This is a genomic window from Actinomyces acetigenes (genome assembly GCF_031296635.1).
GTDB classification, from domain to species: domain Bacteria; phylum Actinomycetota; class Actinomycetes; order Actinomycetales; family Actinomycetaceae; genus Actinomyces; species Actinomyces acetigenes.
In genome coordinates, this window is the sequence record NZ_JASPFC010000002.1 from 40,638 (window position 1) to 55,422 (window position 14,785).

Annotated in this window: 7 protein-coding genes; all 7 read left to right on the forward strand. The window is 59.9% G+C overall.

Annotated elements, in window-relative coordinates:
* Positions 1–22 precede the first annotated feature (22 nt).
* From RIV14_RS01200 to pglZ, 7 genes are read left to right on the forward strand one after another with little or no spacing between them, the layout of a single operon-like run.
* Complete coding sequence (locus RIV14_RS01200) at positions 23–646, forward strand: DUF1819 family protein (protein WP_256699056.1); 624 nt, start codon at positions 23–25, stop codon at positions 644–646.
* A complete protein-coding gene (locus RIV14_RS01205; protein WP_075371847.1) occupies positions 643–1,257 on the forward strand; it encodes a DUF1788 domain-containing protein in 615 nt (204 codons plus the stop codon). Before RIV14_RS01200 ends, RIV14_RS01205 begins: the two co-directional genes overlap by 4 nt.
* On the forward strand, positions 1,254–4,781 hold the full coding sequence (brxC, locus tag RIV14_RS01210; protein ID WP_256699054.1) for a BREX system P-loop protein BrxC: 3,528 nt from the start codon (positions 1,254–1,256) through the stop codon (positions 4,779–4,781). Before RIV14_RS01205 ends, brxC begins: the two co-directional genes overlap by 4 nt.
* Complete coding sequence (pglX, locus tag RIV14_RS01215; protein WP_218638380.1) at positions 4,778–8,356, forward strand: BREX-1 system adenine-specific DNA-methyltransferase PglX; 3,579 nt, start codon at positions 4,778–4,780, stop codon at positions 8,354–8,356. Before brxC ends, pglX begins: the two co-directional genes overlap by 4 nt.
* Positions 8,353–10,752, forward strand: coding sequence for an AAA family ATPase (locus tag RIV14_RS01220; protein WP_075371846.1), 2,400 nt, complete (start codon positions 8,353–8,355; stop codon positions 10,750–10,752). Before pglX ends, RIV14_RS01220 begins: the two co-directional genes overlap by 4 nt.
* Positions 10,749–12,245: an AlbA family DNA-binding domain-containing protein gene (locus tag RIV14_RS01225; protein ID WP_075371845.1), complete on the forward strand. Its 1,497-nt coding sequence runs from the start codon at positions 10,749–10,751 to the stop codon at positions 12,243–12,245. The genes RIV14_RS01220 and RIV14_RS01225 overlap by 4 nt, the downstream gene beginning before the upstream one ends.
* Positions 12,246–12,250: 5 nt before the next feature.
* Positions 12,251–14,776 (forward strand): BREX-1 system phosphatase PglZ type A, encoded by a 2,526-nt coding sequence (gene pglZ / locus RIV14_RS01230; RefSeq protein ID WP_075371909.1) that lies wholly within the window; start codon positions 12,251–12,253, stop codon positions 14,774–14,776.
* Positions 14,777–14,785 lie beyond the last annotated feature (9 nt).

Consider the following 14,785-nt stretch of genomic DNA (forward strand, 5'->3'; position numbering starts at 1 on the left):
GTGCGAAGCGGGTGGTGTTGTAGTGACCGGCGATCTCAGCGCCGTAGTGACGACCTCTGAGCCGTACCGGCTGTCCTTCGCGTTGGGCGGTCTCCTGGCGACGGAGGCCATGGTCGCCGCTCCCCTGTATCTGGAACTGTGTGACTGGGCGGCAGTCCGGAAGGCGTTGGATGCCGACAACCTGCTGCATGCACGTACCCGCTCGACGGCGGTCAGGCTCACCCGCGAGCTCATACAGCGGTTGTCTGTGCTCAGCGATACCGAAATAACCTATCTGGTCACCGCTCCAGGGCCGGAACGTCTGCATCTGATGTGGGCAGCGATGTGCCGGCATTATGCGTTCGTGGCGGAGTTCGCTCAGGATGTGGTGCGCGACCACTTCCTGCTGGGGGTCTCGCAGCTGGTTCCGGCCGACTTCGAGCGATTCTGGGACTCTAAGGCCCTGTGGCACGCGGAGTTGGAGGAGACCAAACCCTCAACTCGTAACAAACTGCGCACCAACCTGTTTCTGGCGTTGCGCCAGAGCGGCATGCTCGCCGATGACGCCACAATCATCTCCCCGCTGCTGTCGGCGGAGGTGTCGGCGCTCCTGGATGCGCGCACGCCCAGCGATCGACGTTTCTTCCCTGTAGGAGGCGGCCTGTGAGCAACGATGACATTGATTCTGTTGAGCAGCATGTGCTCGCTGTGCTCTCGTCTGACCGGTTCCTGCGCATGGAGGGGCTGGGCAACGAGGTGCCATTCTTCATCTGGCCCTACCCGCCCGAGCAGGAGCTTGAGGTACAGGCGGCAAACAGCCGTATCGTTGACAGACTGCGTACCACACGCGGTCTGAGCGTCCTCGTGGTGGATCTCTTTGAGCTGGCCGTTGAGCTGCTGGAAGGGCGCGGCGGCAACATGCTGGAACGCCTGGAGCAGATCGAGCCCACCCGCAGCCGCTCCGCCTTCCGCCGGGACTTGCAGCGCATGCTTGATCCGGAGCAGCACATCGTCCCCGCTATCGAGCGTCGTATCGAGGCCGAGGCTGGCGTCGACCTGCTCGTGCTGACCGGAATCGGGCGAGTGTTCCCCTTTATCCGCTCACACAACGTTCTGAACAACCTGCAAGTCGCCGTCCCTGACTTCCCTGTGCTCATGCTTTTTCCAGGCGAATACTCGCAGACGGCGTCATTGGGGTCATCTCTGGTGCTGTTCAACCTCTTGACGGATGACCAGTACTACCGTGCCAAGAACATTCTGGAACAGGAGCCCGCATGAGCCAGATGATGATTGGTGATCTCTTCGCCAAGGACGTCTCCCGCGCCATCGAAGGAGTCATCAAGGCCGACGACGCCAAGCATCTCGCCACCGAGATTGATGAGTACGTCCTCACCGGCGAGACAGCGGCGGCCCTGTCAGAGCTGTTGGAGACCTACACTGATCCCGTATACAACGGCGGCAACGGTGTGTGGATCTCCGGTTTCTTCGGTTCCGGTAAGTCGCACCTGCTCAAGATGCTCGCCTTCCTGCTGGGTGATGTGCCCGGACGGCTCAGCGCCAGGAAGGACGCAACGGACGCCTTCAAGAAGAAGGCCGAGGCAGAGAAGGATGCCTTCCTGCAGGGCAAGCTCACTCAGGTAGAGCACATCCCGGCCACCTCCCTGCTGTTCAACATCGATCAGAAGGCGCCCCTGATCGACAAGAACCAGACCGACGCCCTCCTGCAGGTGTTCGTGAAGGTGTTCAACGAGGCGCGGGGCTACTACGCGGGCGAACCGTCGGTGGCCCGCTTCGAGCGAGATCTGGATCGGCGCGGTCTGCTCGAGGACTTCCAGCAAGTCTTCTCCCAACTCGCCGGCGTCCCGTGGGAACAGGGCCGAGAAGAAGGGATTCTCCAGGAGCACAACGTCACAAGAGCGTTCTCACAGGTGACCGGCGAGCCGGCTTCCGAGAGCATCCTGTCCCGCTATGAGGAGCAGTACTCCCTATCCATTGAGGACTTCGCCGATGAGGTCGCCCAGTGGTTGGAGGCTCAGCCCGAGGGGCATCGCCTGTTGTTCATGGTGGACGAGGTCGGCCAGTTCATCGGCTCCAACACCAAGCTCATGCTGAACCTGCAGACGATCGTGGAGACGCTGAGCACGCGCTGCAACGGGCGCGCATGGGTGTGTGTCACCAGCCAGGAGGACATGGATAGCGTCATCGGGGATCGGACTAGGACCCAGGGCAACGACTTCTCCAAGATCCAGGCCCGCTTCGCCACACGCATGAAGCTGACGAGCCACGACGTGGAGGAGGTGGTCAAGAAGCGTCTGCTCAGTAAGAACGCCGACGCCGAGGCCGCTCTCGATCCGCTGTACGACGAGTTCCACACGAGTTTCCGCGCCCTGTTCGATTTCGTCGATGGCTCCAAGACGTACCGCAACTACGACACTCGGGACAGGTTCACGCAGGTCTACCCGTTCGTGCCCTACCAGTTCCCCTTCTTTCAGGCGGCCTTGGTGGGGCTGTCTGAGCACAACGTGTTCGAGGGCCGGCACGCCTCGGTGGGTGAGCGCTCGATGCTGGGGGTGGTGCAGGACGTCGCCACACACTTGAAGGAGTCCACGGTCGGCGCAGTCGTGTCCTTTGACGCCATGTTCACCGGCATCCGGCAGGCGGTAAAGTCAGCCGCTACTCGCAATATTGCGACGGCAGAGGCGCAGCTTCCGGAGGGGCCGGTGCGCGACGTGGCGGTCCGACTACTCAAGGCACTGTTCCTGGTGAAGTATGTGGGTGACTTCTCCGCCACCCCACGCAACCTGACCGTGCTCCTGTACAACCGTTTCGGCCAGGACCTCACCGAGTTGAACCGCCAGGTTTCCCAGGCACTCGACCTCCTCGAGCAACAGACCTACGTCCAGCGCAATGGCTCGGTCTACGAGTACCTGACCAATGAGGAACAGGACATCGAGAACGAGATCAAGAGCACCGACGTCGACTCCACGGATATCTCCAAGGTCTTGGCCTCCGTCATCAATCAGGACGTGGTCCGAGGTACGTCGTTACGCCATTCAGTGACTGGCGGGGACTTCAAATACCAGCTGCTGCTGGATGAGATCCCCTACAGCCGACCGCAACCGCTTGCGGTGCGTTATATCTCCTCCGCTCTGGGCTTGTCTCGTGAGGCCATTGTGGCCCAGTCCATGGGGCGTGACGAGCTCAGGGTGCTGCTGGCAGACGATGCGCGGATGTATCAGGATCTGCGTTTACTCGTCCAGACGGATAAGTATGTCCGGCTTCGTGCGGGTTCGTCACTGACCGATTCTCAGAACCATATTCTCGATTCCAAGAAGCGGCAAAACAGCAAACGACGCAAGGAGCTGACCGCACGCGTCAAGCAGGCCATCAGCGACGCTGAGCTGATCATCGGTGGGGCGTCGATAGCCGTGTCCGCCTCGGATCCGGTGCAGCGCGTGCAGGAGGGTATGGAACAGCTGATCACGCGCACCTACCCGTATCTGTCGTTGCTCGGTTCCATCCAGTACACAGAGTCGGACATCGCCCGGGTGGCAAGCGATGATCCGGCTCTGCTGGACCGGAGCACGGACACGCTTCAGCCTCTGGCCGAGGAGATCCACACCTGGCTGTCCTCCCAGCGCGCGCTGGGTGTGAGGACCACCGTCAAGCAGGTCGTCTCCTACTTCGAGGGCAAGCCCTATGGGTGGACCTTGCCGAGTATCCTGTGTGCCCTCGCACGCTTGGCCGCTACCTCACGGGTGTCCATGACGCTCGATGGGAGCACTGTGAAGCGCACGGAGCTTCCCGCCGTACTGCCTGTCGGGAAGAAGAAGCACGAGGCAATCGCGGTGGCCCCGCAGCGCAGCTTCGACGCTGCCCGCGTCAGTGGCCTGCGGAGCTTCGCCCGGGAGTTCTTCGCTACTGGTCAGCTTCCGAATGATCCTTTGGAGCTGGCCGACGACGTGAGGACACGGCTCGAGGATGAGTATCGGACGCTGAAACAGCAACAGGACACCTTCGTCAACATTTACCCCTTCCTGGCCGTACTGAATGCGCCGTTGAAGCTGATCCGGGAGGTGATGGGGCGCGATTCCGAGTGGTATCTGGACCAGTTCTCCGCGCACACCGACGATCTGTTGGACGCGAAGCAGGATGTGATCGATCCCGTCACCCAGTTCCTGAACGGCAGTCAGAGGACGATCTACGACGACGCCGTGCACCTGCTATCCGAGCGCAAGGACACTCTCCGCTATCTGAAGACAGATGAGGCGAGCAGAGTCGAGTCGCTGCTGGCCGATCAGAACATCTTCCGAGGGCAGCGGATGAGGCATCTGAAGGACGCCGCCGACGAGCTGCGCGCCGCCACGGACCGGATCCTGGCAGACGAGCGCGCTGAGGCATCCGATCTCATCGGCGAGCGCGCGAACGATCTGCGCCGCAGTGCCGCCTGGGAGCATGCCACTGACGCCACTCGCACGAAGGTTAACCGCAGAATTGACGTGGCCACGCAGCAGGTGGTTGAGGCTGTCTCAGTGCCGGTGATTCGCCAGCTCGCCCGTGAGTTTGACGAGGAGAGCTATGACGAGCTGCTAGCAGCTCTGGAGGCAGACCGCCGCACAGCGGAGAACAATGCTGAGGCCAGCACACCAACTCCCCCAGCACCGATAGTGGTTCCGCTCAGGCAGTTACCCCATCCACGCAAGCGCATACTGCGCACCCCCGCCGATGTTGATGCCTACATCGATGAGTTGCGGGGCATCCTCCTCCAAGCGGTCGACTCTGGAAAGCAGGTGTCCCTGTGATTGATACCCGGACCTTGGAGGCCTTCGCCGCCTCAGCCCGGTCCCAGCTCATGGCGGAGGTTGAGGCTCGCCTCACGGCGGTACTCTCCCCAGCATCGACGGCACGCGAGGAGTTCCCAAGTGCAATCAAGGCCTTGGAGAAGCGCATCCGTCATCACGGCGGTGACGCGGCCGGCCGACGGTGGGTCGTGGAGGAACAGGCTTATGTCTGGTTCAACCGGATTGTTGCGCTGCGGTTCATGGATGCCAACGGCTACACGTCCCCAGCGTTGGTTTCCCCGGACGGCGGGGCGACGGTAGGCCAGCCGGCGGTGCTTGCCGCCGCCAAGCGGGGCGAGTTCGATCAGCAGGTCTTCGGCTCGACTGAGCGCATCACCGGCCTACTGAACGGAACGATCACGAGTCCAGCTCCGCAGGAGGAGGCCTATGGGCTGCTTCTGCGCGCATACTGCGCCGACTGGAACCGGACGATGCCGTTCATGTTCGCCCCCGACGGTGACTACACCACCTTGCTCATGCCCGCGGACATGCTGGCCGACAGCTCTGTGCGCGCGCAGGCGGTCAGGGCACTGACCGCGGAGATGTGCCGGGACGTGGAGGTGATTGGCTGGCTGTACCAGTTCTACATCGCTGAGCGTAAGGCCGAGGTCTTCGCCGGCTTCCGGAAGAATCAGAAGGCCGGCGCGGCTGAGATTCCAGCGGCGACACAGCTGTTCACCCCGGACTGGATCGTGCGTTATCTGGTGGAGAACTCGCTCGGCCGCCTGTGGATGCTGAACCATCCGACCTCTCGTCTCATCGAGAAGATGGACTACTACGTTGAGCCGACTGGTAGCAAGACCGACTTCCTACGGATCACCGAACCGGAGCAACTGACGGTCATGGACCCTTGCTGCGGCTCAGGTCACATGCTCACCTATGCCTTCGATCTTCTCTACGCCATCTATGAAGAAGAGGGCTACGCACCCTCGGAGATTCCCACACAGATCCTCACGCACAACGTGTACGGCACGGAGATTGACCCACGCGCTGCAGCTCTGGCCGCCTTCGCACTGATGATGAAAGCTCGGGCACGTCAGCGTCGCTTCCTACGCGACCCTGCGCTGCCGAACATCCAGGTCATCGAGCCAGTGGAGTTCAACGCAACGGAACTCGACCAACTTGCTGGCACCGAAGCCGATACTCAGGCAGGCCGGTACCTCTGGCAGAGTTTCATTCACGCCGATGTGCTGGGCTCCCTCATCGCCCCCGACGCCGCAGCGCTGCCCGGCGCAAAAGAGCGACTAGCGTCGATCACGTCTGACACCCTGGACATCTCGGGTCTGCACTCTCGCGCTGAGCAGGTAGTGGCGCAGGCAGAGTACCTGAGCCGTTCCTACGCGGTGGTTGCGACGAATCCGCCGTACATGGGCAGCAGCAACATGGGGCAGCTGCTGTCCTCCTGGGTGAAGAAGCACCATCCGCAGGCGAAGTCCGATCTGTTCGCCGCCTTCATCGAGCGGTGTTTGAAACTCGCCGACGCCGAGCATGGCCTGGTCTCCATGATCACCATGCAGGCATGGATGTTCCTCGGCTCTTTTGAGAAGCTGCGCCGTCACATCCTGCGTGACATCCCGCCGGTGACCATGCTGCATCTGGGCGAGCGGGCCTTCGACTCGATCGGCGGGGAGGTTGTCTCCACGACGGCCTTCGTTCTGGAGCACGGGCGCAGTACTGAGGAGCTCTGCCTGTACTTCCGTACAGTGCCCGGCAACTCCGAGGCCGAGAAAGAACACCTGCTGAGGGACGCCCTGACCGGCGCTTCCGACCTGTGTTTCTCCGCCCGCCCTCACACACTGCTTGCGCTCCCAGGAGCGCGACTCGCCTACTGGATGTCGCCCGCTATGACGCGAGCCTTCACCGTGGGCAAGCCGCTTGGCGAGATTGCCGCGCCTAAACAGGGCTTGGCTACCGCCGACAATGCGCGCTTTCTGCGACAGTGGTTCGAGGTCTCCCGCTCACGTACCTGCTTCAATGCCGACTCCCGCGAGACGGCCGCCACAAGCGGCGCCAAGTGGTTTCCCTACAACAAGGGAGGAGAATACCGTAAGTGGTGGGGAAACCAAGAGCACGTAGTCAATTGGAGCAACGACGGGACAGAGATACAGGACTTCCGTGACACAGCTGGCAAGCAAAAGTCACGCCCGCAGAATATGGACTCTTACTTCAGGCCCGCCACCTCTTGGTCTAAAGTAAGTAGCGGTTCGCCAGCATTCAGGTATTACCCAACGGGGTTCATATATGACGTCGCCGGTACATCCATTTTCACTAAAAATCGATCTCGCACACTAGAAATACTAGGGTTCACCAACTCACATATTTGCGAACTAATGCTAAAGGCAGTTGCCCCTACCCTGAATTTCGAAGTCGGGCAGATCGCCAGCCTTCCGGTAGCAGACAACCTTAACGGCAATGCAGTCACTCTAGCAGACAATTTAGTCTACCTCTCTCGTAACGACTGGAATACTTACGAGACCTCGTGGAACTTTCAAACCTCACCACTCATTCGGCGCTCCCTTCCAGCGGAGTCGTTACACGACTCTCTAGAGCGCTGGTGGCAGGACTCCATCCGCGCAGCTCGTGACGCTCAGGAGTTGGAGACTGAGAATAATCGCTCTTGGGCTGAGGTTTACGGTCTTCAAAATGAGGTTCCCATTGAGGTCCCACTCAGTCGAGTTTCACTGACGTCCAACCCCTACTTCCGCTATGCGCCCAGCAAGGGCGCGGCTCGCACAGACGAGGAGTATCGCCGCCTCTTCGTGGCGGATGCGGTGCGTGACCTGATCTCCTACGGTGTCGGCTGCCTGTTCGGCCGCTATAGCCTCGATACGCCCGGCCTCATCCTCGCCGATCAGGGCAGCAGCATTCAGGACTTCCTGAATGTCGTCCCCCAACCGACCTTCAGTCCAGACGAGGATGGCGTCATCCCTATCACATCCGGCGAGTGGTTCACGGACGACATTGTCACTCGGTTCCGATCCTTCCTCGCAGCCGTCTTCGGCAAGGAGCACCTTGAGGCAAACCTGCGTCTGATTGAAGACTCGTTGGGCAAGTCTCTGCGAAACTACTTTGTGAAAGACTTCTATAAAGACCATTGTCGTCGTTACTCCAACCGGCCGATCTACTGGATGGTCTCCTCCCGACCCGACAGTAAGGCCTCCTTCCAGGCTCTGATCTACCTGCACCGTTATACGCCGGACACGCTGAACACGGTGCTCGGTGACTACCTGAGGGAGTTCCAGGCAAAGCTACGTAGTGAGGTCGGCCACCTGGAGCGGTCCAAGACGGTCGCCGATCAGAAGCGCGCCGACACCTACCGCAAGGCACTGACCGAGTGCGAGGACTATGAGAGGGATATCCTGTTCCCCCTCGCATCTCGTCGTCTGCCTATCGATCTTGATGACGGTGTCTTGGTCAACTACCTCCGCTTCGGTCAAGTGCTCCAGAAGATCCCCGCCATCGAGAAGAAACGACGCGACGTGCAAACCTGGACCTGGCCAACCCACCAGCTCACCTCTGAGGATGGCGTCAAATGACCAAAGCCCTGATCCACAAAATCAACAAGGTCGACAACTACCGCATCTTTCAGAACTGGAAGCCAGACGGTGGCGTCGAGTTTGCCAGAGTTAATCTCATCTACGGCCAGAACGGTAGCGGCAAAAGCACCCTTGCTAACCTTCTGGCAGGCTGTGCTGCGAACGCATGTTCCGAATCCGAGTCTCGTGACGGCAACAATGACGAAGCCAGTTCCGGTTTGCAGCTACTTGCAACCCAGGGCGCAGGGCTTTCTTCTTTCCCGATCGACTTGGACGATCGCGAATTTTGGGGTCGAGTACGAGTATTCAATAAGGATTTTGTTCGCAAAAATCTTCGGTTCGAGGAAGCGAACGGGCCACAACCCGCAGCGCTGCTCACCATAGGCGAGCGCCTTGCGGACGCCGAGGAGCAACTGAGAATTTTACACCCCCAACGGGACGAGGTGAAAAATAGCATTCATGCACTCGAGAAGCGGGTCACATCATCCGAGAATGCTATTGGGAAGCGAATGACCGCGGTGGCAAAGCAGATTGTTGACGATCTCAGAAGCTCACCGATTTCCCGATACAGAGCAACAAATATTTACTCGAAACGACAGGTTCGAGAATTACTGGAGAACAATCCGTCGTCGTTGACCGACGCCTCAACAGACCTCGCTGCTGATCGCGAACGTGCGACGGGGCAGGCGATGAATTCCGTTAACCTTCCGCCACGAGGTATTTTAATGGAGCAGGATGCACTCAACGAAGTGCGCCAGTTACTGGCGACAAGTGTGCTGGGTAACACACCAATCAGTGAACTGGTGGGACACCCTGGCCGATCCATGTGGGTGCAGGAAGGTATCTCTCTTCACCAGGACCTCGAGGAGTGCTTGTTCTGCGGACAGGAACTACCCGCCGACCGACTCAAAGCTCTTAATGCGCACTTTGACGAGTCTTTCAAGAAGATCCAGGCCGATATCGACAGTTTCATAAACCGCCTGAGAAGATCGGAAGCAACATCAAGAAGCTACCTGGACTCTTTTCCTGGCCGATCTGACGTATATGAAGACTTGCAGGAGGAGCTACAGAACTCCCACACCATCTACGAATCCGAACATAATACCTACGCCGCGACAATTCAAAGCATTGTGTTGGCGTTGAAGGAAAAGAGAGAGAATCCTTTCAGCACTCCGAAACTCAGTTCTAATCTCACGCTCACAGCTCCTGCCATTGACAGCATCAAGTCGGTCGTTGACAAACATCAGGAAAAGATTAATCTCCACGACACGGAGGCGGCGAAGGCTGCTCAACGCGTCGAATACTTCCATATTGCGAATTTCCTCGATGAGTACGTGAACCTCAAGAAAGACCTTGAGGCACTTAAGGAAGAACAAAACAGCCAAAAGACTGATCTCGAGGATCTCGATCGGGAGATCGCTATACTGGAGAGTGTAGATGGTGACCCTGCACCGGGAGCCAACGAGCTCACCAATGGACTGTGCGGCCTCTTGGGCCGCAATGAGCTGACATTTAGCACCCAAGATTCCAAACACTACGTTATCAAACGGGCTGGCGCGCCGGCCACCCACCTCAGCGAGGGGGAGCAGACTGCCATTGCGCTACTGTACTTCCTCTCAAGTGTCAGGGAAAATAAGATTGCGGGGGATCCTCCGATCGTCGTCATCGACGACCCGGTCTCCAGCCTCGACCACGGCATTCTTTTCGGTGCCTCTGCTCACATCTGGTCGGAGCTAGTTGTCAATACCTATGCCAGTCAGGTTTTTCTTTTGACCCACAACTTCGAGTTCTTCCGCCAATGGCTTATCCAGATGGAAGCCGTGCCAAAGAGCCGACGTGAGGGAGGGTACAAGGCTTATCGGGTTTGCGCTCACGTAGACGGCCACGGTTGTCGTAAACCGAAACTCGAGGTTTGGAAGCTGGACGATGATCGACGGAAAAGACTGCGTTCTCAGTATCACTTTTTCTTCGACCAGGTCGCAACCTGCCTTAAAGAATATGACAAAGACTTCGACTTGATCGCCCAGATGGAAGCAGCCGCCCTGGTGCCCAACACGGCCCGTAAGCTGTTGGAAGGCTTTTTGAGTTTCCGCACACCCGCAAACATGGGAAAACTGCACAACTCCGTACGTGCCGCCCTAGATGCACATCCAGGACTGGATGACTCGGTGCGCACGATGGTTGTGCGGTACGCTCACGCAAACTCGCACCTAGAGGAGGCAGACCCGACGAAGCCGCTTGAACCGAGTGAGTCAGTGCCTTTTCTGCATGCACTGTTCACTTTTATGGACCATGTGGACAGTGAGCATTTCACTTCAATGTGCCAAGCACTCGGACATGATCCGGAGGTATTGCTGGGCACTTCGTTTTCGACGGCAGAAGAAGTTCCGGCATGAGAGAATATTTTACGCTCGGAGCAGATGGGCGCCTTGCAGACCACGAGAGTAAGACCCTCGAGTTCAAACGCGATCTGTCGTCGCCCGATGGTCCACTGCGGACGCTTGTTGCCTTTGCGAACTCGGCGGGTGGGCGGCTCGTCATCGGGGTCACAGACGACGGCACGGTCGTCGGCGTCGATGACCCGCTTGCTGAGGAGGAACGCATCGCCAGCCTCATCGACGACCGAATTTCGCCCCAGCTGGTGCCTGCTATCGACCTAGTGACGTTGAGAGACAAGACGGTCCTCATTGTCGACGTGCCGCTCAGCACTCGTCGCCCTCACCACATCACCCGTCTGGGACCGGAAGCCGGTGTCTACGTGCGGCTCGGTTCGACCACACGGCAGGCGGACTCGGCACTCGTCGCCGAGCTCGAGCGCAATGCCCGCGGCATCGCCTTCGAAGACCTGCGCGAGCCACGCGCCGCATTAGAAGACCTGGATCTCGAGGTCCTTTCCAAGCTGCGCGGACGCAGCACATCCGTAGCCGACCTGCTGGCACGTGGCCTCGCCGTCAAGCAGGGAGACCAGATCGTCCCCACCAATGCGGGCATTCTCGCATCCTGCCCCGATCCCACACGCTTTCTCCCCTCCGCCTGGGTCCAGTGCGGCCGCTTGCGCGGGCCGCACGGCACCGACATCTTCGACCAGACCGAGATTCACGGCCCCATGCCGCTCGCAGTCGACCGTGCCGTGGAGTTCTTGCTCAAGCACGCTTACAAGACCGCGGTGTTCGGCCAGGTGCGGCGCCGAGATATCTACTCGATCCCCATTGAGCCTATCCGCGAAGTGATCGTCAACGCCCTCGTGCACGCCTCCTACGCCGAACGCGGCACGCCCATCAGAATCGGTTTCTACGACGATCGCATTCAGGTGGATAGCCCAGGGTTGCTGCTGCCGGGCATGACCATCGACACGATGCGACGCGTATCTCGCCTGCGCAACCCCGCCCTCGCGCGCATCTTCCGTGAGGCCGGGATCATGGAGCAGTGGGGCACCGGCGTCCAGCGCGTTTTTGAGCAAGTGGCCGAAGCCGGTCTACCCGAACCCGTCATCGAAGAGGTGCAGGACCGAGTACGGGTGACGATCTACGTGCCCAGCCACGACCCGCAGCATGCCGATGCGCACGGTAGTCGAGCACCGGAGAGCGAGGAGCAGAGGTCAGAGGATCATAACCACCCAGAACATACCTACACGCATAGCAATGATGGTAGGTATGATGTGGTTATGATGTGGGCGGCCGCTCAGGGGCCGGTTCACCGAAACATTCTCCTGGAAGCCGCTGGTCTGAAGCCCCTGTCACAGAACTACACGCGTCATGTGGTTCCACTGGTGAACCGAGGGCTGCTCGCAATGACGGTACCGGACAAGCCCCGCAGCAAAGCACAGCGGTACATCCTGACAGACGAGGGCCGAGCCTACCTGCGCCACCTCACGGAAGACTCCGAATGAACACCATGACAGCCATCCTGCGCCAGCTCAGCGAGCGCTTCGAGCGTCCCGGCGAACCCGGGCGGATCGTCATCTGGTCGGACCCCGAAGGCAGATACACCGACTCGCTGGAAGCCCTCTCCCTCCCGGACGTCACCGTGCTGCGGGTGGAGGACAACGAGTTCGCCCTGAAGCGCCGGGTCCTGCTGACCGAGCCGAAGCGCAAGTTCCTGCTCTACCGCTTCCGCGAGCCAGACACCCCGGAGACAGTCACCGACAACTGGCTCAAGGACATGGAGCTCGCTTACGGGACCTTCACCGCGGACCACACCTCGCTTCTGGTGCAGGAGCTCGGGGGCGGATTGGCGCTGCGTAGCGTCGTCGCTCAGTACCCGCTCTTCTTCGACAGCGCACAGCGCCGCGACAAGCTCAAGGCCCGTCTGCGTCCGGATGACGACGCTTCTGCCATCACCGCTTCCATGGTCGCCGTTGTGCTGGGCACTGAGGAGCGCTCGCTGGAGGCGCTCTGGCGGGCGCTGCTGATGGAGAACGCGGACGGGGAGTCCACCGGCATCGGTACGATCACTCGCTTGGGACTCGCCGATTTTCACTGGAAAGGGACGCGCAACATCTACGGATACGCCCCCGAGGAAGAGCCCAGCGTCAACGACTTCGTGGGGTGGTTGTTCAACCGGGCGTGGGAGGAGTTTGCCCCCACCCATGCGGACTTGGGCGCCGAACAGTACGCCAACATCCGCCGTGACTTCAGCACGTGGCACAACGACTTCCGGTTCGCCGATTCCTACCGGTTGCTGGCTCGTCGTGCGGCAGAGCTGCTAGGCATTGCGGAGCGTGTCGCCGACTTCGACCTGCCCGAGCTGCTGAGCCGGCGAACATTCCCCCTGGTGGACCAGGAAATCGTCCGGCGTCTGGCGCAGCGGGTGCAAGAGCGCAGCTTGACGGACAAGGAAGTACAGGAGGCCGTGCAGAGTCGTGCTGCGTTGCCGTGGCACAGCAAGTTCAAGGCCGGTTATGAGGCCGTCAGCGCGGCGTCAACCCTGCTGACTCGTATCGACGCCGGGTCCTGGAACATGTCCTCCCTCCAGGATGGCTTCGAGCGCTACACCCAGCACTGGTTCTCCATTGACCAAGCCTACCGGCGGTTCAACCAGAACCTCAACCTCTACGAGCCGGACTCCGCCCTCGACACACTGAAAACAGCGGTAGAAGCAGCTTACATCAGAGACTTCCTCACGCCGCTCGGGCAGGAGTGGCGCAGGTACATCGAGGGCTTGGAACGGTGGGAGATCAATTCGGTTCCTTCTGCCATGTCTTTCTTCACTGATCACGTCAGCAGGCCTTGGCTGGACAAGGGCAAGAAGATCGTCGTCATCGTCTCTGACGCGCTGCGCTACGAGGTGGGCGAGGAGCTGGCACGACGTATCAGCCAAGAGGACCGCTTCACGGCGAGGCCATCAGCCATGCTTTCGGTGCTGCCTTCCTACACCCAGCTCGGCATGGCAGCACTGCTGCCGCACAAGTCCCTTGCTTTTGCCAATGACGGGTTAGTGGAGGTGGACGGTAATCCCAGTGCGGGAACCGAGAACCGCAGCAGGGTACTCACGTCCGCAGGGGGCACTGCGATCCAGGCCAATGAGCTCCTCGACATGAAGCCAATCGAAGCCAGAGAGTTAGTCAAGAACCACCAGCTGCTCTACGTCTACCACAACCAGATCGACAACACCGGGGACAAGCAGGCTACCGAGTCAGACACCTTCCGCGCCTGCGAGGTCGCCATCAAGGAGCTGGTCCGGCTGGTAAAGAAGCTGGCGAACGCCAACGTTAACAACGTCCTCATCACCGCCGATCACGGTTTCCTCTATCAGGACAGCCGCTTGGAGGATCAGGACTATCTATCTGTCAAACCGCACGGCGACACCCTGCTGCATGTGAACCATCGCTTCGCGCTGGGCCACGGCCTCAAGCGAGACCCCGCATTCATCACCTTCTCATCCCAGCAGCTTCAGATGGCTGGAGACATCGAGGCTCAAGTGCCCGCCTCCATCCACCGAATCCGCACCACCGGCTCCGGTACGCGTTTCGTGCACGGTGGCGCTTCTCTGCAGGAGGTCGTGGTACCTGTCATCGCCGTCAACAAGGGGCGTTCCTCGGACATTCACAAAACCCCCGTCAAGATCGTTACCGAAACTGACAAGATCACCACCGGGCAGATCACCATCATGCTGTTCCAACAAGAGCCGGTCAGAGAAAAGGTCAAGGCGCGCCGCCTGGTCGCCGGACTGTATGCAGGCAACACACTGATCTCCGACGAGGTCACAGTGGACTGCTCACAGACCTCACCAGAAGCCAGGGACCGGTTCTTCCCGCTCACGCTGACGCTGAGTAGAGATGCAGACGCTTTCAACGGCAAGACCATCGAGCTGCGGCTGCACGAACCGGTCGGTTCGCAACGCCGCCCCTATAGCGAAAAAGCTCATTTCACCCTCTCACGAACCTTCACCAGCGACTTTGGTGCGGACTTCGACTTCTAGGATGCAACT

Excerpts from the sequence above, each read along its gene's own strand:
- RIV14_RS01220 (WP_075371846.1), top strand. The coding sequence starts at position 8,353 with ATGACCAAAGCCCTGATCCACAAAATCAACAAGGTCGACAACTACCGC.
- RIV14_RS01225 (WP_075371845.1), top strand. The coding sequence starts at position 10,749 with ATGAGAGAATATTTTACGCTCGGAGCAGATGGGCGCCTTGCAGACCAC.
- brxC (WP_256699054.1), top strand. The coding sequence starts at position 1,254 with ATGAGCCAGATGATGATTGGTGATCTCTTCGCCAAGGACGTCTCCCGC.
- pglZ (WP_075371909.1), top strand. The coding sequence starts at position 12,251 with ATGACAGCCATCCTGCGCCAGCTCAGCGAGCGCTTCGAGCGTCCCGGC.